Annotated in this window: 16 protein-coding genes; 1 reads left to right on the top strand and 15 read right to left on the bottom strand. The window is 57.5% G+C overall.

From position 1 onward, the window contains the following. Positions 1–125 precede the first annotated feature (125 nt). The 14 genes from ACTQY5_RS07260 to ACTQY5_RS07195 form a co-directional block, all read right to left on the bottom strand. A complete protein-coding gene (locus ACTQY5_RS07260) occupies positions 126–398 on the bottom strand; it encodes a type II toxin-antitoxin system RelB/DinJ family antitoxin (protein ID WP_022487549.1) in 273 nt (90 codons plus the stop codon). 334 nt (positions 399–732) lie between these two features. Next, complete coding sequence (locus ACTQY5_RS07255; RefSeq protein WP_441368999.1) at positions 733–2340, bottom strand: gamma-glutamyltransferase family protein; 1608 nt, start codon at positions 2338–2340, stop codon at positions 733–735. Between the two features lie 509 nt (positions 2341–2849). Beyond that, positions 2850–4163: an ATP-binding protein gene (locus ACTQY5_RS07250; protein WP_441368998.1), complete on the bottom strand. Its 1314-nt coding sequence runs from the start codon at positions 4161–4163 to the stop codon at positions 2850–2852. Positions 4164–4269: 106 nt separating this feature from the next. Next, the gene (gene pepT / locus ACTQY5_RS07245; protein ID WP_441368997.1) at positions 4270–5538 is read right to left on the bottom strand and encodes a peptidase T; all 1269 of its coding nucleotides are present in this window, start codon (positions 5536–5538) and stop codon (positions 4270–4272) included. Positions 5539–6124: 586 nt separating this feature from the next. Further along, a complete protein-coding gene (locus ACTQY5_RS07240; protein WP_441368996.1) occupies positions 6125–8296 on the bottom strand; it encodes a Tex family protein in 2172 nt (723 codons plus the stop codon). A 462-nt stretch (positions 8297–8758) separates the two neighbouring features. Continuing rightward, positions 8759–9427 carry an energy-coupling factor transporter transmembrane component T gene (locus ACTQY5_RS07235; protein WP_154487985.1) on the bottom strand — a complete coding sequence of 223 codons (669 nt, stop codon included), beginning with the start codon at positions 9425–9427 and terminating at the stop codon, positions 8759–8761. Further along, complete coding sequence (locus tag ACTQY5_RS07230) at positions 9424–10233, bottom strand: energy-coupling factor ABC transporter ATP-binding protein (RefSeq protein WP_154487986.1); 810 nt, start codon at positions 10231–10233, stop codon at positions 9424–9426. Before ACTQY5_RS07230 ends, ACTQY5_RS07235 begins: the two co-directional genes overlap by 4 nt. After that, the gene (locus tag ACTQY5_RS07225; protein ID WP_022487546.1) at positions 10230–11093 is read right to left on the bottom strand and encodes an energy-coupling factor ABC transporter ATP-binding protein; all 864 of its coding nucleotides are present in this window, start codon (positions 11091–11093) and stop codon (positions 10230–10232) included. Before ACTQY5_RS07225 ends, ACTQY5_RS07230 begins: the two co-directional genes overlap by 4 nt. Continuing rightward, the gene (locus ACTQY5_RS07220; protein WP_022487545.1) at positions 11086–11655 is read right to left on the bottom strand and encodes a tryptophan transporter; all 570 of its coding nucleotides are present in this window, start codon (positions 11653–11655) and stop codon (positions 11086–11088) included. The genes ACTQY5_RS07225 and ACTQY5_RS07220 overlap by 8 nt, the downstream gene beginning before the upstream one ends. An 85-nt stretch (positions 11656–11740) precedes the next feature. After that, positions 11741–12118: a TetR/AcrR family transcriptional regulator gene (locus ACTQY5_RS07215; protein ID WP_022487544.1), complete on the bottom strand. Its 378-nt coding sequence runs from the start codon at positions 12116–12118 to the stop codon at positions 11741–11743. A gap of 282 nt (positions 12119–12400) precedes the next feature. Further along, complete coding sequence (locus tag ACTQY5_RS07210; protein WP_022487543.1) at positions 12401–12844, bottom strand: Hsp20/alpha crystallin family protein; 444 nt, start codon at positions 12842–12844, stop codon at positions 12401–12403. 263 nt (positions 12845–13107) lie between these two features. Next, positions 13108–13920 carry a C39 family peptidase gene (locus tag ACTQY5_RS07205; RefSeq protein WP_022487542.1) on the bottom strand — a complete coding sequence of 271 codons (813 nt, stop codon included), beginning with the start codon at positions 13918–13920 and terminating at the stop codon, positions 13108–13110. Positions 13921–14018: 98 nt separating this feature from the next. After that, a complete protein-coding gene (locus tag ACTQY5_RS07200) occupies positions 14019–14717 on the bottom strand; it encodes a TetR/AcrR family transcriptional regulator (RefSeq protein ID WP_022487541.1) in 699 nt (232 codons plus the stop codon). A 110-nt stretch (positions 14718–14827) separates the two neighbouring features. Then, positions 14828–16096: an S-layer homology domain-containing protein gene (locus ACTQY5_RS07195; RefSeq protein WP_022487540.1), complete on the bottom strand. Its 1269-nt coding sequence runs from the start codon at positions 16094–16096 to the stop codon at positions 14828–14830. Positions 16097–16430: 334 nt separating this feature from the next. Between ACTQY5_RS07195 and ACTQY5_RS07190 the strand changes: the two genes are divergently transcribed. After that, positions 16431–16775 (top strand): hypothetical protein, encoded by a 345-nt coding sequence (locus ACTQY5_RS07190; protein WP_022487539.1) that lies wholly within the window; start codon positions 16431–16433, stop codon positions 16773–16775. 37 nt (positions 16776–16812) lie between these two features. On the opposite strand, the gene fumC is transcribed toward ACTQY5_RS07190, so the two are convergent. Next, the gene (gene fumC / locus ACTQY5_RS07185) at positions 16813–18189 is read right to left on the bottom strand and encodes a class II fumarate hydratase (protein WP_022487538.1); all 1377 of its coding nucleotides are present in this window, start codon (positions 18187–18189) and stop codon (positions 16813–16815) included. Positions 18190–18219 lie beyond the last annotated feature (30 nt).

Raw genomic sequence — 18219 nt, 5'->3', positions numbered from 1 at the left:
GAAACAATTAAAAAGGGGGTGTGAAAAAATTCACACCCCCGGTTACTGTTCTCTTGTTACTTGTCACTGGTCGAGTGACAAAAATCCGGCTGCTCCAGTTTTTTCTGGCGGCAGCCGGATTTTTTTCAAATATTGAAATCCTGCTTGATTTCCTCAAACATGTCTTCCGGTCTCTTGGTGGCCGTTCCCTGGGCCGGAGTAGGATCCACCGGTACCTGGTGGATGGCTGCCCGGCGGCAGTCGGCGGACACTTCAAAGGGAATCCGGTTTTCCCGGACCGTTCTTCTGGCAAAAATGGTGAAAGCAGTGGTCATGTTCATGCCCACGTTGCTGCAAAATTCCTCAAACTCTTTTTTCAGATCCGCATCCATACGGATATTTACATTAACGGATGCCATAATCCATCAACCCCTCTGTACTTGATGTTTTGCATTATACAGCCGTTGCAATGGAATGTCAACAAGGAAGTGTTGCCGGATGCAGCACTTCCTGTCACTAGCCGGCAGTCACTAGTCTCCAGCCGAAGGAAGGAGGAGACAGGCCCGCGAGATGGGTCAGATGCGCGAAAAGAGATGGGCACCCGTTTCCCGCCAGGCGCGGAAGATGTACCCAGATACGCGAAAGCGGGAGTTTTGGAGCTGGGCATAGTACTAAGTGGTACATGCCCAGCTCCAAAACTCCCGCTGACAAAGTAGATGGGTGCATATTCCGCGCCTGGGTTATGCGGTAGCCCTAAAACGCCGCCACCGTCCCATCCGTCCTCCCCTCCGTGGCCCCCACCAGGGTGCCGTCTTCCCGGCGCCAGATGATCTGGCCCCGGCCGAAGGTGGAGCGGTCCTGTTTCACGACGATTTCGTGGCCCCGGGCCCGGAGGCCTTCTATAATGGCCGGATCCACCTGAGCTTCCACTTCCACTTTTTTCCCTTCGATCCACTGCCACCGGGGTGCATCCAGGGCGGCCTGGGGATTCATATGGAAATCCAGGGTGTTCAGGATGACCTGGAGATGGCCCTGGGGCTGCATGAAGCCTCCCATGACCCCGAAGGGCCCCACGGCCTTTCCGTCTTTGGTAAGAAAGCCGGGGATGATGGTGTGGTAGGGTTTCTTCCCAGGGGCCAGGCAGTTGTCCATGGCCGGATCCAGACTGAAATTGTTTCCCCGGTCGTTGAGGGCGATGCCGGTGCCGGGGATCACCATGCCGGAGCCGAAGCCCCGGAAGTTGCTCTGGATGAAGGATACCATGTTCCCTTCTCCATCAGCAGTGCACAGGTACACGGTGCCTCCGCTGAAGGGTTTCCCCCACCGGGGTTCCAGGGCCCGGTCCCCGATCAGGCTCCGGCGCTGGTCCGCATAGTCCTGGCTCAGCAGGTCTTCCACCCGGGCGTGCATGAACCGGGGGTCCGCCACATAGTGCCGGGCATCGGAAAAGGCCAGTTTCATGGCTTCGATCTGTTTGTGGTAGCTGTCCAGGGTTTCCCGGCTATCCAGATGGAAGCCCTTCATGATGTTCAGGGCCATCAGGGCGGTGATCCCGTGGCCGTTGGGAGGAATCTCCCACACATCATAGCCCCGGTAGTCGGTGCGGATGGGATCCACCCACTGGGCCCGGTAGCCGGCCAGGTCTTCTTTCCGGAGATAGCCTCCGGTGGCCCGGCTGAACTGGTCGATTTTGTCTGCCAGTTCACCCCGGTAGAAGGCTTCGCCGCCGGTTTGGGCCAGCCGTTCCAGAGTCCGGGCATGGTCCGGGAAGGCAACGGTTTCCCCTACTTCCGGAGCGGATCCTGTGGGCAGGAAGGTGGAGAAAAAGCCGGCAAAAGCCGGGTCGTCCCTAAAGGGAGCGAAGGTGGTTTCGGCGGCTTTCCACAGTTTTCCCGCAATGGGGGAAACCGGGAACCCGTCCCGGGCGTATTCAATAGCTGGTTCAAAGAGTTTGGCAAAAGGCAGCCGGCCGAACCGCCGGTGGAGTTCTGCCCAGGCAGACACAGCCCCGGGTACGGTAACCGGGATCCAGCCCCGCTGGGGCATTTCCGTATACCCGGCGGCCAGGACCTTTTCCCGGGTCAGGCGCGCCGGGGCCGGGCCGCTGCCGTTGAGACCGTAAAGACGGTCTTTGATCCACACCAGGGCAAAGGCATCGCTGCCCAGGCCGTTGCAGTCAGGTTCCACCACCGTAAGGCAGATGGCAGTGGCCAGGGCAGCGTCCACCGCGTTGCCCCCCTGGAGCAGCATCCGGAGCCCCGCCTGGGCCGCCAGAGGCTGGCCGGTACAAACCATCCCCCGCCGGGCCAGGATCACCCGGCGGCGGGAAGGATAAGGATAGGAAGAAAGATTGTAATCCATGGGAATACCTCCTTGTAAAGAAGACAGTGTACACCAGTCCGTAGGGGCCGCACGTCGGGCGGCCTGCTGTGGGTTCATCGTTTGTCGTTCGTCGTTAAGGAAGAAAACCGCACCGCGGTTTTCTGGAAAGTGAAACGCAGCCAAAGGCTGCTAACCCACCACCATCCTTACGGATGGTCCCCCGCCCTTGAAAAGGGCGGATATAAAAAGGGAGAGGGGGCCAGGCGTACGAGTTGGATCCAGATGCGCGAAAGCGGGGATTTTCGAGGGCGGCACAGTACTCGCCTCCGATTCCCGCCCTGGGCGTCAGAGTGGGTCAGATGCGCGAAAGCGCGGGATTTGATTCGTGGCATATGCCCCGACTTCTTCCAGGCGCACGAGATGGGTCCAGATGCGCGAAAGCGGAGATTTTCGAGGGCGGCATAGTACTAAAGGGTACATGCCGCTTTCGAAAATCCCCGCTGACAAAGCAGATGGGCCCATATCGTGCGCCTGGGTTATGCGTTAGCTCAGCCCAGCAAAAATCCCATATACATCGGCATCTCCACCACCTGCCCTTTCCGGGACACGTTGTCGGTGGTCAACTGGATGGCCTGTTCCACCTGGTATTTTTCCGGCTGCTGGAGGAGGGTCTTGAGGCTTTTGGTGTTGCCGGTGGAGGGAGTGGCCTTCACCAGGGTGCTCTTGCCCTGGCAGCGGATGACGAAATCCACTTCCAGGCCGGAGTTCTTGTGGTAGTAGTAGAGTTTCCGGCCGCCCTTGCTGAGGAGATCGGCAGCCAGGCTTTCGTAGACAGCGCCCTGGCAGCCGGAAAGATCTCCCTGGAGGAGCTTCAGCCGGTCATCCCCGGTGAGCATGGCGGCATAGAGGCCCACGTCCTTCATATAGACCTTGAAAATGGAATCGATGGCATGGCGTTCCAGGGGCAGCCCCGGTTCCGTCAGGTTGTAGCACCGGCTGACGATGCCCGCCTCTTCCAGCCAGGAGAGAGCCCCTTCGAACTGGGAGGCCTTGGAGCCTTTTTTCAGCTGGGCATACTGGTATTTTTTGTTTTCCTTGTTCAGCTGGAGGGGCACCGCGTCCAGTACGGTCTTCAGCTTGGCCCGGGCCCGTTTGTTCACGTCCACGAACAGGTTCTCCTCATAATCCCGGAGGATGGCCTGCTGCTGTTCCAGCACCGCATTCATGTCATGGGTCTGGACATAGGTTTCCACTACGGCAGGGTAGCCGCCTACCAGGGCATACTGGCGGAGCAGTTCGTTGAGCCGCAGGTGGAGGGCTTCCGGCACGGGGGTTTCCTTGTCCAGGCTCTGGTGGAGCATGTCCAGCACCGGAGTGGTGATCCCGTTGGCCCAGAGGAATTCCTCAAAATCCAGGGGCACCATGTTCACCACGGTTTCGCAGCCCACCGCAATGGGAGCGGGCTCTTTGCCGTAGCCTTTCACCCCCAGCAGGGATCCGGCAGCGATCACGTCATACCGGCCGTCTATTTTAAAGGCCTTCAGGGCGGTACGGGCTTCGGGACATTCCTGGATCTCGTCCAGCACCAGGACGGTTTTATAGGGTTCAAACACCGCTTCGGGACCGGCCAGGGCGGTGATCAGCATCACCAGGTAGTTCACATCCATGGAGTCCCGGAAAATAGCCGCATAGTCGGGCTTTTCCTGGAAGTTCAGATACACCACATGGTCGTATTCCTTTTTGGCGAAATCCAGGATGGAAGTGGTTTTCCCACAGTGGCGGCATCCCTTGACCACCAGGGGATTGTGCTGCGGAACCTGTTTCCAGGTCTGCAGGAATTTTTCGATCTTGCGCTGAAGCATAAGGATTCCTCTTTCTTTCCCTCAAATACAGAATGGCAATAGAAGCTCCTTACACTTTACAGGAAACGGGTCCATTTTTCAAGGAACTTTTCGGATTTTTTCCGTTTTATTTTCCAGCAGCCTTCCGGAAGACTTTTTCCACCAGTTTCAGGGTCACCTGGCAGGATTTTTCCAGAGAAGGCAGGGGCAGGAATTCGTACCGGGAGTGGAAATTCAGGGCCCCGGTGAAATAATTGGGGGTGAAGATCCCCCGGGTGGACAAATAGGAGCCGTCGGTGCCCCCCCGCATGGCAATGGTTTTGGGAGTAATGGCCAGTTCGTCCAGGGCTTCGTAGAGGAAGTCCACTGCCTGCCGGTTGTCCGGAGTCATGGCGTCAGCAATGTTCCCGTAGATGTCTTCCAGGGTGCAGCGGACCTGGGCCCGGGGTTCCTGTTGCTTCAGCCGTTCCACATTGGCCAGGATGGTCTGTTTCCGGGCCTCGTAACGGGCTTTGTCATGGTCCCGGATGGCCAGCTGGACCGTGGCGTGGGTGGCGTTGGACTGGATGCTCTTGATCCAGATGTAGCCTTCCTTCCCTTCGGTGCATTCCGGAGTTTCCTTCCGGTCGAAGAAGTTGGCGAAATCCACCGCCAGCAGGGTGGGATTCACCAGGTTCCCCTTGGCGTTCATGGGATGGGCGCTGACCCCCTGGATGTCCACCTGGGCGGAACCGGCATTGAAGGTTTCGTACACCACTTCTCCCAGGGCGCAGCAGTCGATGGTGTAGGCAAAATCCACCGGGAACCGGCTGATGTCCAGGGCTTTGGACCCTTTCAGCCCCACTTCCTCGTCCGGGACGAAGGCCACGTAAATGGCCCCGTGGTGGATTTCCGGATGGTCCGTAAAATACTGGAGCATGGTCATTACATTGGCCACCGCGGCCTTGTTGTCCGCCCCCAGGACGCTGGTGCCGTCGGTGAACACAATGTCCTGTCCCACATAATCCGCCAGCTCCGGGTGTTCGGCGGCCTTCATGAGGATGCCTTTTTCAGCGTTGAGGACCAGGTCTCCCCCAGGGTAGTTCCGGACCACCTGGGGATGGACCTCCGGGCTCAGGTTCACATCCACCGTATCCAGATGGCAGCAGAAGCCGATTTTAGGCACAGAACCGGTGAAGCCTTCCGGCAGGTTGGCCGGCAGGTATCCGGTAAGGACGCACCGGTCGCTGAGATGCAGGTCCTCCAGATCCATGATTTCCAGTTCCGCTTCCAGCTGCCGGGCCATATGCCACTGGTCCTGGGTGCTGGGGACGGAGGAAATTCCGGCCCGGCTCTGGGAAGGGATGTTCACATACCGGAGAAAACGGTCAAGCAGTTGTTGGGTCAGTTGAGACATGGGCAATTCCTCCTTGGGTGTTTTGGAGATATTATAGCATAGGATGCGGCTGCCTGGGCAGCCGCATCAGTCTCTGGCCTCTAGTCACTGGTCTCCAGCCAAAGGAGGAAAACCGCACCGCGGTTTTCTAAAAAGAGAAACGCAGCCTATGGCTGCTAACCCACCACCATCCTTGCGGATGGTCCCCCGCCCTTGAAAAGGGCGGATAAAAAAAGAGGGAGGCCAGGCGCGGAAGATGTGCCCAGATGCGCGAAAGCAGCGGATTTTGGCTGAGGCATAGTACTCATCCCCGACCTCTTCCCTGGGCGTCAGAGTGGGTCAGATACGCGAAAGCGTGGGATTTGGTTCGTGGCATAACCTTCGGTTTCCCGCCAGGCGCGGAAGATGTGCCCAGATACGCGAAAGCAGCGGATTTTGGCTGAGGCATAGTACAAGGACGTACATGCTCCAGTCAAAATCCGCTGCTGACAAAGTAGATGGGTGCATATTCCGCCCCTGGGTTATGCGTCAGCCGTTACCAAGTGGTATATGCCCGGCTTCCAAATCCCTCCTGACAAAGCAGATGGGCCCATATCGTGCGCCTGGGTTATGCGTCAGCCGTTACCAAGGCCAGCCCTATCCTCCCCCTCTCCTCCTCTACGCTGATCACCTTCACCTGGACCGTTTCTCCTACACTGACCACATCCAGAGGGTGTTTGATCTTTTTCTGGCTCAGGTGGGAAATGTGGATCAGGCCGGCGGTTTTTATGCCGATGTCCACGAAGGCGCCAAAGTCGGTGACGTTCCGGATGGTGCCCCGGAGGATGGTGCCCACTTTGATGTCGGAAAGCTTCACGATGTTCTGCCGGGTAAGAGGTGCGGGCAGGTCCGCCCGGGGATCCCGGCCGGGAGCCACCAGGGCATCCAGGATGTCATGGACCGTGGGTTCCCCGGCTTCCAGTTCCCGGGCCAGCCGGGCTTCATCCACCTGTTTCCGCCGGGTGGCCAGCCGGGCCAGTTTTTCCCTGTCCTTCAGGTCTTCCAGGCCGAAGCCCAGTTTTTCCAGGATTTTCTTGGCCAGATCATAGGATTCCGGATGGACCGGGGTATCGTCCAGAGGAGATTTCCCGTTGTGGATCCGAAGGAACCCGGCACACTGGGTAAAGGCTGCAGGCCCCAGCCGGGGCACCTTCAGCAGCTGCCGCCGTCCGGTGAACCGGCCGTTGGCGTTCCGCCAGGCCACTATGTTCCCGGCGGTGGCGGCGGTGATCCCGGCCACATGGCGGAGCAGGGCGGGGGACGCAGTGTTCAGGTCCACTCCCACATGGTTCACCACCCGTTCCACCACCCCGTCCAGGGTACCGGTGAGCGCCTTCTGGTCCACATCATGCTGGTACTGGCCCACCCCTATGGCCTGGGGATCGATCTTCACCAGTTCCGCCAGAGGGTCCTGGACCCGCCGGGCCAGGGATACGGCGCCCCGGATGGTCACATCGTATTCCGGCAGCTCTTCCTGGGCCAGTTTGGAAGCGGAATAGACAGAAGCTCCCGCTTCATTGGTAATGAGATAATGGACGTCCAGATGGTGGGCCTGGATCAGGCTGGCGGCAAACTGTTCTGTTTCATAGGAGGCGGTGCCGTTGCCAATGGACAGGAGGGTCACATGGTGCTTCCGGATCATGGAAAGGAGCAGGGCTTCCGCTTCCTTCTTCCGGGCTTCGTTCTGGGTCACCTGGATCACCCCATGGTCCACCACCTGGCCGGTGGGATCCACCACCGCCACTTTGCAGCCGGTCCGATAGCCCGGATCCAGGCCCATGACCGTATGGCCTCCCAGAGGTGCCTGGAGCAGCAGCTGGCCCAGGTTGGCCCCAAAGATCCTGATGGCCTGGGCTTCCGCCTGTTCCGTAAGCCGGTTCCGGATTTCCCGTTCCAAAGCCGGGAACAGCAGCCGCTTCCAGCTGTCTGCCAGGGCTTCCTTCAGCTGGTCCCGGTAGATGCAGGGACGGCGGAGGACCCGCCATTCCATTTTCCGCAGGGCGTTCTGTTCCTCCCACACCAGATGGACCTTCAGGCAGCCTTTCTTTTCTCCCCGGTTGATGGCCAGCACCCGGTGGGAGGGCAGGGTCCGGACCGGTTCCTGATAGTCCTTGTACATGAGAAAGGTCTGGGCTCCCTCAGCATCTTCCACCAGTTCCGTCCGGATCATCCCGTGGTTCCACAGCTGGTCCCGGAGGATCTGCCGGAGGGTGGGGTCTTCCGCCGCCAGTTCCGCCACAATGTCCCGGGCTCCGGCCAGGGCGTCTTCCGGGGTTTCCACCCCTTTATCCGGGTCCACATAGGCCCGGGCGGCGGAAAGGGCATCCCCTTTCTGGTCCCGCTGGAGAAGGAAGGCTGTGGCCAAGGGTTCCAAGCCTTTTTCCCGAGCCTGTTGAGCACGGGTCCGCCGTTTTTGCTTGTAAGGCAGGTAATAATCTTCCAGTTCTGTGAGTTTCTGGGCCTTTTCAATGGCGGTACGCAGTTCCGGGGTCAGTTTCCCCTGTTCGTCGATTTTGGCCAGGATCTCCTCCTGGCGCTTCACCAGGTTCCGGAGGGTCCCCAGCCGTTCTTCGATGGTCCGGATCTGTTCGTCCAGAAGGGATCCGGTGGCCTCCTTCCGGTACCGGGCAATAAAGGGAACGGTGTTCCCTCCGTCCAGCAGTTCCACGGTTTTTTCCACCTGCCAGGGCTGGACGGACAGTTCCCGGGCAATGAGAGGGGCGATGTCAGTTGGTTTCATTGGTTTGTCCTTTCACAGAAAGGGAGCTGCTGCACAAGCAGCAGCTCCCGTCAATGGTCAATAGTCAATGGCCGAAGGAAGAAACCCGCGGCAACGGGTTTCCGGGAAAGAAAACGCAGCCAAAGGCTGCTAACCCACCACCATTGCGCAAGCGCAACGGTCCCCCGCCCTTGAAAAGGGCGGATATACGCTCTGGCTGGCGCTGACCGTAGGTATCATGGTGGCAGCCAGTGTATGGGCTTGAAAAGGGCGGATATACGCTTAGGCTGGCGGCCATTGTTTTTTCAGTACAAGGGCATGAGCCCACGTACTTATTATCCGCCCTTTTCAAGGGCGGGAGACCAGCCGTCAGGCTGGTGGTGGGTTAGCAGCGCCAGCTGCGTTTCCCTTCAAAAAAATTTGCCTGCAAATTTCTCATTCAGCTGGAGACCAGTCACCGAAGGAAACCGGCTCCGCCGGTCCTTAAATATGTTTTATCCAGATCGGATATGTACTGAGAATGACCACTACCAGCAAGGTAGCATAATCCCCCAGATGCAGCTTCATGGGACGGCGGTTTTTATAGGTGTTGGGACCGAACCCTTTCAGTTCCATGGACAGGGCCAGGGTGTCGGATTTGGCTACCGCCCGCATGACCAGGGGTTTTACCACCGCCAGATAGGCGTAAAGCCGTTTGAAGGCGTTCCCCCGGTTGGAATAGCCCCGGCAGGACTGGGCGTCCAGGGTAATGGCGGAATCGGACAGGAAGTCCGGCACGAACCGGAGAGCCGTAGTGAGCATAAAGGCGTATTCATAGGGCATATGGAATTTTTCCACCAGAGCCTGGGCAATGTCCTGGATCCGGGTGGAGGCCAGAAGGCACAGAAAGGCGGTGGTCATGACGAACATCCGCAGGCCCCCGGTGAGGGCCACATACAAGGGAGAACCGAACAGCAGCTGGAGCAGCACCATCATGCCGGTGAACACGGTAAGGGTGCCGATGGCCGCCATGGTCATCCGGTCCCGTTTGATATACAGCAGGATCACCAGTTCCAGCACCAGCAGGGTGGCCACCGCCGGCACCGGCAGCAGGAACACCCAGGCGGTGACCGCCAGCACCAGGATCAGTTTGGTAAAGGCTGTGATCTTCATGCTTTGGCACCTTCTTTCGGCTGGATCTTGCTGCACAGATCTTCCGGACTGTCCGCCTGGACCCCGAACAGGGCTCCCAGCCGGGACAGCACCGGCTGCTTCAGACCCCATTCCTCAATGGGCCGCTTTCCGTCGAACAGATTGCCGGTCTTCCCGTCATACACCAGCTGGCCGTCGTGGAGCACCAGGGCATGGGTGGTGAATTTCCGGGCGATTTCCATATCATGGGTGATCAGGATCAGGGTCATGTGTTTTTCTTTCTGGAGTTTGGCCAGGTAGTCCATCATATGCTGTTTTTCCTGTTCGTCCTGACCGTTGGTGATTTCGTCCAAGATCAAAGTCCGGGGCTGGAGAGCCAGCGCCACTGCCACCCCCAGCCGCCGTTTCTGGCCGAAGGAAAGCCCCCGGGGATACTGGTCCAGGCAGGGGGTCAGCCCCATGGCTTCCACCGCATCCCGGACCTGCCGGTCCAGGGCCTCTTTGGGCATTTTCCGGTTCTGGAGGCCGTAGGCCACTTCATCATATACCGTATCCCCCAGCAGCTGGAGGTCTGGATTCTGGAACACATACCCCACCTTGTCCGCCAGGTCCGCCGGTTCGTAGCCGGCAATATCCACTCCGTCCACCAGCACCTGGCCGCTCCGGGGATGGTTCAGGGCCATGAACAGCCGGCTGAGGGTGGTCTTGCCGCTGCCGTTGTGGCCCAGGAGAGCCACCGCTTCCCCGTCTTCCACTTGGCAGCTGATGTCCTGGAGCACAGGGATGCCTCTCCGGTAGGCAAAGTTCACTGCTTTTGCTTCAATCATTCCTTGGCGCCTCCCTGAAATTTCTGGAGCAGTTCCTTTTCTGCTTCTTCTTCCGTTCTCCAGTCTCCCAGCTTCACCTGGTACTTTTCTTCCAGGCCCAGTTTCACCTGCCACAGTTCCGGCAGGTTCTCCCGCAGGTCCTCCTGGGCGAAGGCGTTCCGGGCGGCTTCGGCAAAGGGTCCCTGGACCCGGGCCTCTCCCTGGCTGATGAGCACCAGGTCCGTCATATAGGGCAGCAGGTAGTTCAGGTCATGTTCCACCACCACTACGGTCATCTGATGCTGCCGGTAAATCTTGTACAGCAGGGCATACAGGGACCGGGCCCCGTCAGGATCCAGGGCGGACACCGGTTCATCCAGGATCAGCACTTCCGGACGGCAGGCCAGCACGGATGCCAGGAGCAGCCGCTGCCGCTGGCCTCCGGACAGTTCGTCCAGCTGGTAGTTTTCCCGGCCGGGAAGCCCTACATCCTCCAGGGCCTGGCTCACCCGGGCATCCACCTCTTCCGGGGAGAACCCGTGGTTCAGCAGGCCGAAGGCGATTTCTTCCCCGGCAGTCAGGGACACCATCTGGCTTTCGTAGTCGTCCATCATGATCCCCACCCGCATGGCGATTTCGGAGATCTTCCGGCCCTTCAGGTCTTCTCCCAGCACTTCCACCCTGCCGTGGTACCGGCCCCCGTAATAATGGGGGACGATGCCGGTCATGGCCTTGCACAGGGTGGTCTTGCCGGCGCCGCTGGGCCCGGCAATGGCGGTGAAGCTGCCTTTCTGGATGTCCAGGTTGATGTCTTTCAGCACCAGGTCACTGTTCAGATAGGCAAAATAAAAATCAGAAATCCGGATGGCTGTTTCACACATGGTGTTTCCCCTCCGTAGCAAAGAAAATCTTCCGTACCGGGCCGTAGAGCACCTGGGTGACCACACCGTTCAGGACCCCTACGGTGAGCACCACCGGCAGCATGGCATGAGTCCACACGGCAAGGGGCAGCCCCAGCACCAGTTTCAAGATGTAGGTGAACACACTGCCGCTGACGGAAGTGGCCAGGAACCCTACAATAAAAGGCTTCACCTTCAGCTGTTCCAAGTGGGCCAGGGCGAAGGCCTTCACCAGGATACAGGCGGTAAGGGCCCCGCACAGTTCACTGGCAATGTTCCCCAGCGGGAAGGCGGATTTGGACGAAGGGATCAGGGTGAGCCCGGCCACAAAGCCGATGCCCAAAGCCCGGGTGGGCCCTGGCTTCGTCAGACAGATGGTAATGGAATACATGGCGATGGTCCAGTTGGGGGTGACCCCGCCCACGTTGGGGCTGATGGTATGGAGGATGACCCCAATGGCCAGCAGCAGGGCCGTCATGGCCACCCAGCGATGGGTATCACGGGCTGCTTCCACCGTAATCAGTTCCGGAATCGGTTTTTCCATGCTGCGATGCTCCTTTGCTACAATACAGTATAGAATATAGTTTATGGGGACTGGGGGAGGATGTCAAGGAAAAAGGGGCTGTTGCCTAAGCAACAACCCCTTCAACGGTCTCACAGCTCTTCAAACAGCTGCTGCCCGATTTCCAGCATTTTCTCTTTTTGGGTTTCCAGTTCCACCAGGAGTAGTTCGATCTTTTCTCCGGCACCCCGAAAATCTCCAGGGCCTGGGTCAGGATCAGCCGTTTCAGCTGCTCCGAAAGAGCCGCCAGGATTTCGTCCTTGGTTTTGTACCAGCGGCGGATCTCCAGCCCTCCCACTCCAGATTCCTCACTGATCCGGCTGAGAGTCATCCGCTGGTAGCCTACATCCAGCAGCAGTCTGGCTGCACTTTTCAGGACCCGTTCCCGGCCGGTCAGGTCCTGTGGAGTAACGTCTGCCAACGGTTGTTTTCGATTTCTGCCCATAAATCCTGTGACTCCATTCTTCCTGCAATATTTTGCGGTATGATTTTAGTGTATCACGGGGCAAAAACTTCATCAATCAATAGCGAAAAAATTCATTGTTTTCATTTTTCTGCCACAAGTATCCCTCGAAAATCCTGTAACTTCTTGCACTTGAGCCATGACTAAACAGTCTGTTTCCGACTATACAGTCATACATTTGTTGCACAAAAAAAGGACTGCCGCTCAAGCAGCAGTCCTTTTTCTCTATGGAGCTCCGACTTTCCACGGAGTCTCCCGCCCTCGTTATCCTTCGATGGCGATATATTTCTTGTTGTCCACCTTCTGGGGTTCCTTTTTGGGGATGCTCAGTTCCAGGATACCGTTTTCGTACTTGGCCTTCACATCAGCCTCGGTGACCCCTTCGCCTACATAGAAGCTCCGGGCGCACTGGCCAAAGGTCCGTTCACGGCGGATATACTGGCCTTTCTTGTCTTTTTCATCCTTGTCCACACCCTTGCTGGCACTGATGGTCAGATATCCGTTTTCCAGCTGTGCATGGATTTCATCCTTCTTGAACCCCGGCAGGTCAATGTCCAGTTCATAGTGGTCGCCCACATCCCGCACATCGGTCTTCATCATATTTCTGGAGTGTTTCCCGTACAGAGGATTTCTGGCCGTAAACACATCATCAAAGTCATTCATGAGATCATCGAACACATTGTCATTGAAAACGCTAGGCAGTAACATAAGCCATTCCTCCATTCAATCTTGGCCTTGAAGGTCAGCTTTTGGAACTACCGAAAGGCTGGATTCCTGCGGCCCCTCAGGGGCCCGTCCTACGTTCCAGGTTCTCTTGGGAACCCTTCTCTGTGGTCTTTCCTTCGTTCTGGTATTATAATAGCACAGGTTGTTAGCACTGTCAAGCATTGAGTGCTAAAAAGTCAAAGTTTTTTTGACTTTTTAGAGGAGAGGAATGGGGCTGTTGCATGTGCAGCAGCCCCTCTAAAAAATCACAGCTTCACCCGGGCCGGAGAGGCGATCAGGAACAGATTGTGGTTCCCTCCCTCTTTTTCCGGGAACTGGCCGTACATGTCGAAGGTGGAGAAGAACCGGGCGGCCGGGTAGATGCCGTAGCCGTCCTGGTTATGGTCCGTGGTGTCGTAGGGATCCGCCACGATCAGCACATCGTCCTGGGTGTCGGCGGTGCCCATGTCATCATAGCCGATGATTACCTGCCAGTGGCCGCCCCAGTCGATCCATCCTGCCAGGATAGGCTTTCCGGCCTTCAGGGTGGCCTTGATGTCTTCCGGTCCGAAGGTCTTCCCGGCCTTTGCATAGTCTTCCGTGGTCACCAAGTCGAACCCTCCCACCTTCTGGAACATGTCCTTCATCTGTTCCAGGGTGGTGCCCGGATATCCGTCCGGGAAGCCAGGGACATTCACGTCCTTCAGGGGATGGCGCAGATCCGCCAGCTTCTGTTCCGTCCAGTCCTTCTGCCGGTCATACCACCGGAGCACCATCAGGGCTGCCGCCGGTCCGCAGGACCATTCACTGGACTGCTGGATGGTCTTGAAAGCCGGCAGCAGCACCAGGGACCCTTTGGAATGCATATGGTAGAAGTCCGGGTGAGTGTAATAAATGGTCTTTTTGTGATCCAGCTTCCGCTCTATGGAAGCAGCCCCCTGGTCCTGGGTGATTTTCGCCGGTTCCTGGAATTTCATGTCATCACTGAAGTTCCGGTTGGCCGCCAGCACCGGCAGGGAGAAGCCGGCGGCCAGCAGGCCGGCCAGCACAGCAGAAGTCAGTTTTGGGAAAAGTTTCATATCCATCCGTTCCTTTCACGGCCCGGCCCTTTTTCCGGAAAGGGCCCTCGGGCATCCGTATTTCTTCTCCCTATTATAAAAGATTTCCGCCGGAATGCCTATAAGCTCCCCAGGATTTTCCCGCTGATTTCCTCCAGCAGGGGCCGCTGCTCCTCCAGCCGGTCCAGCATTTTCTGGATGGTCCCGGAAGAAATCCCGAAGATCCGTAGGGAATGGGTCAGGAAGGTCCGGCGGATCCGGTCCCAGTGGTAGGGCTTCCGGAACCCGTGGGCCATCACATAGCCTCCCAGTCCGGAACACACCAGCAGCATCTTTTCGTAGCTGAACTGACTGGACATCCGGACGGAAAACAGTCTGGTCACATACCGGTAATGGCGGGCCACCACTCGTTCGAGCAGATGGGGGATACAGTAGGCAGTCTTCCAGAAACTCCACAGCATGGTGTTGGTGTCCAGTACCTCCATTTCCATCCCCAGCAGCATCACATACCGGTACAGGGCCATTTCCTCCCGGGTCCAGGATTCGGGGAAAGCCTCATCTGGCAGGAAGGTGTGGCAGATATAATCCCGGGTCCGTTCCATCAGCTGGGCAGCCAGGTCATCCAACAGTTCTTCCTTGGTCCGGTACCAGAGACTGATCTGCCGCTGGGGAATCCCCAGGGATTCCGCCAGTTTGGGCAGGGTGGTCCGCACATATCCCAGTTCCAGGAACATCTCCTTGGCCCGGTGGCGGATCTTCCGGTGCAGGGCCTCATCCTTTTCTTCCAGCAGTTTTTCTTCCTTTTTCCGTCTTCCCATCAGAACATCCTCCTTTGCCGCAGCTTCTGTTTCCATTATACCAAATCCCTTCCGGCTAAAAAAACAAGAGGACTGCCGCCAGTATGCAGTCCTCTCGTGTTGGTTGCTGATTAGAAGGTTACGACCATCTGAGACCACAGGGTCCGTGCATGTTCGTCGCTGTCCTTGCCTTTCAGGTCGAAGTATTCCACCTGGGCCACCATGTTCTTGGCCAAGGTTACGTTGCCGCCGAAGTGCCAGCCCTTGAACCCTTCTTCCGGGAACACATCATACCGGCCGTTCATGGTATGAGCAATGGTAGTGGTGGCCGCCTGATCATAGTATTTGGTGAACAGGCCCCAGCTGCCGGGTTTGGAAGCGGTGGCGCCGCCGTATTGCAGCCAGGCAACGACCCCGTCGTCATCTTTACCCATGTCATCCAGGTGATCATTGTCCCCGTTCAGGTACATGGCCCCGAAGTTGAACTTGCCTGCGGTGTAGTCGGCACCGACCGTCCAGATGGAGTCATCATCTTTGCCCATGCCCATGGCGGTTACATCGTCTGCCCGGACGTAGTTGGCTGCCATGTTCAGGTTGCCCCAACGGCCGCCTACTTCCGCCCTCCAGTATTTGTCGGCCACGGAATCGTTGTTGGAATCGCTCCAGCTGTATTCGCTCTTGTTGGCCATTTTGCCCCAGACCCCGGTGATGTAGGCCTGGCCAATCTTCACATCGGCTTTGATGGCATCCACACGGCTATCGTAGATGTTCCCGTCAGCGATGAAGTCCTGGAACCGGCCGCCGGTCAGGTTTACCACCCCGATGTTCCCGGTCAGGTAAGCTCTCTGGAATTCCGTGTCATCGTCACCGGATTCGTTCTGGCCGATGAAGTGCTGGTTGTTTTCCAGCATGGATACGTAATGCCAGTTGTCGTTGACTTCGCCGGTGAGGAACAGACGGGTACGGAGCCGGGCGTCGTCGTTGTCACGGCCGGCTTTGGCAGCCTGCCATTTGTTTACGGCACCGCCGGAGCTGTGATCATAGCTCAGCCGGACGTTCCCGGTGATCTTCACATTGTCGGCGTTCTTTTCCAGTTTGGCCACCCGGACACCCAGGTTGTCCAGTTCATCAGCGAATTCGCTGACCAGCTTGTCATCGGCACCGATGGCTCCTTTGGCCAGAGCTTTGGCTACAATCTGTGCCATTTCATACCGGGTCATGGTTTTGTCACCTTTGAAGGTGCCATCAGGATATCCGTCCACCACACCGGCAGCAGCCAGTTTTGCTACAGCTCCATAAGCCCAGTGGCCTGCAGGCAGATCAGAGAACGGGTTGGCGGCAAATGCCGTGGCGCTGATGCCCATAGCCATAGCCAGAGCACACACTAAGTTTTTTTTCATGATAAAAATCCTCCTTCTGGTAATTTCCTGTCCGGAAGGGGTTCGCCTGCTTCCCGGGTTCTGTGCGAGTGGCCTTGTTTCCTCTACAGGTGCCGGCAATCCTGCGCTTCTCTTCGTTCCAGGATCTGTGGTAGTTTTCCACGTCTTCACTATACCAGAGGAAACTTTCTCCCGTCCCGGAAAACGCCTTGTGTTCCCAAAGCCTTCTTTTTTACAAGTGTATATTTCACGAACTTTTCATTTTTATCACAATATCGATGGAAAAGAGACGCTTGCAGTTTTGGAGAAAAGAGGGTATGATGTAATTAATCTTATTACAGGAAGGATGATTCCCATGGCAAATCATGAAGAACTGGTTGCTGAAGTAAAGAATCTGGCCGCAGCCCCCAGCGTGTACAGCGGTCTGAAAGATCTGGCGGAACAATGGCTGGCCGCTGAGGGCACCGCCGCCCAGGCCAACCTGACGGCCCTGCTCCGGGCTGCCCTGAAGGAAGATGTAAACACCATTGACCAGGTGCTGCCCTTCTTCGCTTCTGACGAGGCCAAAAAGGCCTTCGGAGCCGAAACCGCTGCCCAGCTGCTGGCCCAGGGCCAGAAAGTAAAGGCAGAAGGAGGCAAGTACTGCTTCTGCCCCGCCTGCACCGCCGGAGCGAAGATTCTGGAGATGTTGGGGGAATAAAAAAAAAGGAGCTGTTGCATGTGCAACAGCTCCTTTTTTATACCATCTTCTCCGGATGAAACACTTTGTCGAATTCTTTTTCTTCCATGAAGCCCAGCTTCAGGACGGCTTCTTTTAGGGAAATGTCGTCCTTGAAGGCCAGTTTGGCCACCTGGGCACATTTGTCGTAGCCGATATAGGGGCTCAGGGCCGTTACCAGCATCAGGGAATTGTGCAGGTTGTGGGCCATTTTTTCCTTGTTGGCCTTAATGCCCACCACACAGTTCTTCCGGAAGGATTCCATTACATCTCCCAGGAGCCGTACGGACTGAAGGAAGTTGTAGATGGTCACCGGCAGGAACACGTTCAGCTGGAAGTTCCCCTGGGAAGCGGCAAAGCCGATGGCCGCATCGTTGCCCATCACCTGCACCGCCACCATGGTCACCGCTTCACACTGGGTGGGGTTCACCTTCCCGGGCATAATGGAAGAACCCGGTTCGTTGGCGGGGATGGTGATCTCTCCCAGTCCGTCCCGGGGGCCGGAAGCCAGCCAGCGCACATCGTTGGCCATTTTCATCAGGTTGGCGGCCAGGGCCTTCAGGGCCCCATGGGCAAAGACCATATCATCCAGGCTGGTGAGAGCATGGAATTTGTTGGGGGCTGTCACAAAGGGGAACCCGGTGTTCTTGGCAATGAAGCCCGCCACCTTTTTGTCAAAGCCTTTGGGGGCATTGAGGCCGGTACCTACGGCCGTGCCCCCCAGGGCCAGTTCCAGCAGCCCTTTTTCCGCGGCTTTGATTTCCTGCCGGTTCCGTTCCAGCATGGTCCGCCAGCCGGAGATTTCTTGGGAGAAAGCCACAGGCACTGCATCCTGGAGATGGGTCCGGCCGGTGGTCACAATGCCTTTGTTTTCTTTTTCCAGCTTTTTGAAAGCAGCCACCAGCTCATCCAGGGCCGGCAGCAGGTGTTTTTCCAGTTCCCAGACGGCAGCAATGTGCATGGCGGTGGGGAAGGTGTCGTTGGAGCTCTGGGACATGTTCACATGGTCGTTGGGATGGAGCAGGGCTTCCCCGGCCAGTTCATTGCCCCGGTGGGCGATCACTTCGTTGACGTTCATGTTGCTCTGGGTGCCGCTGCCGGTCTGCCATACCGCCAGCGGGAAGTTTTCGTCCAGTTTGCCCTTGAGGATCTCATCGCAGACCTTCCCGATGGTCTGGCAGCGTTTCTTGTCCAGTTTGTCCAGAGCCCCATTGGCCTGGGCCGCGCTTTTCTTCAGATAGGCAAAGGCCCGGATCACTTCCAGGGGCATTTTTTCCGTACCGATCTTGAAGTTTTCAAAGCTCCGTTCCGACTGGGCACCCCAGTATTTGTCCGCCGGGACTTTGATTTCACCCATAGAATCCCGTTCCAGACGCCATTCCTCTTTTTTCGCCATGATATCCCCTCGCTTTTCCTATGATATCTG

The sequence above is a fragment of the Acidaminococcus sp. HCP3S3_H5 genome (assembly GCF_052122235.1).
GTDB lineage: Bacteria > Bacillota > Negativicutes > Acidaminococcales > Acidaminococcaceae > Acidaminococcus.
The sequence above is the reverse complement of the archived record's forward strand: the minus strand, read 5'-3'. Positions and strand labels throughout refer to the sequence as shown.

What these genes read in the sequence shown, in the direction of transcription:
- fumC (WP_022487538.1), bottom strand. Translation starts at nt 18,189, where the DNA reads ATGGCGAAAAAAGAGGAATGGCGTCTGGAACGGGATTCTATGGGTGAA.
- ACTQY5_RS07230 (WP_154487986.1), bottom strand. Translation starts at nt 10,233, where the DNA reads ATGATTGAAGCAAAAGCAGTGAACTTTGCCTACCGGAGAGGCATCCCT.
- ACTQY5_RS07235 (WP_154487985.1), bottom strand. Translation starts at nt 9,427, where the DNA reads ATGAAGATCACAGCCTTTACCAAACTGATCCTGGTGCTGGCGGTCACC.
- ACTQY5_RS07190 (WP_022487539.1), top strand. Translation starts at nt 16,431, where the DNA reads ATGGCAAATCATGAAGAACTGGTTGCTGAAGTAAAGAATCTGGCCGCA.
- ACTQY5_RS07250 (WP_441368998.1), bottom strand. Translation starts at nt 4,163, where the DNA reads ATGCTTCAGCGCAAGATCGAAAAATTCCTGCAGACCTGGAAACAGGTT.
- ACTQY5_RS07225 (WP_022487546.1), bottom strand. Translation starts at nt 11,093, where the DNA reads ATGTGTGAAACAGCCATCCGGATTTCTGATTTTTATTTTGCCTATCTG.
- ACTQY5_RS07200 (WP_022487541.1), bottom strand. Translation starts at nt 14,717, where the DNA reads ATGGGAAGACGGAAAAAGGAAGAAAAACTGCTGGAAGAAAAGGATGAG.
- ACTQY5_RS07205 (WP_022487542.1), bottom strand. Translation starts at nt 13,920, where the DNA reads ATGAAACTTTTCCCAAAACTGACTTCTGCTGTGCTGGCCGGCCTGCTG.
- pepT (WP_441368997.1), bottom strand. Translation starts at nt 5,538, where the DNA reads ATGTCTCAACTGACCCAACAACTGCTTGACCGTTTTCTCCGGTATGTG.
- ACTQY5_RS07255 (WP_441368999.1), bottom strand. Translation starts at nt 2,340, where the DNA reads ATGGATTACAATCTTTCTTCCTATCCTTATCCTTCCCGCCGCCGGGTG.
- ACTQY5_RS07215 (WP_022487544.1), bottom strand. Translation starts at nt 12,118, where the DNA reads ATGGGCAGAAATCGAAAACAACCGTTGGCAGACGTTACTCCACAGGAC.
- ACTQY5_RS07210 (WP_022487543.1), bottom strand. Translation starts at nt 12,844, where the DNA reads ATGTTACTGCCTAGCGTTTTCAATGACAATGTGTTCGATGATCTCATG.
- ACTQY5_RS07220 (WP_022487545.1), bottom strand. Translation starts at nt 11,655, where the DNA reads ATGGAAAAACCGATTCCGGAACTGATTACGGTGGAAGCAGCCCGTGAT.
- ACTQY5_RS07260 (WP_022487549.1), bottom strand. Translation starts at nt 398, where the DNA reads ATGGCATCCGTTAATGTAAATATCCGTATGGATGCGGATCTGAAAAAA.
- ACTQY5_RS07195 (WP_022487540.1), bottom strand. Translation starts at nt 16,096, where the DNA reads ATGAAAAAAAACTTAGTGTGTGCTCTGGCTATGGCTATGGGCATCAGC.
- ACTQY5_RS07240 (WP_441368996.1), bottom strand. Translation starts at nt 8,296, where the DNA reads ATGAAACCAACTGACATCGCCCCTCTCATTGCCCGGGAACTGTCCGTC.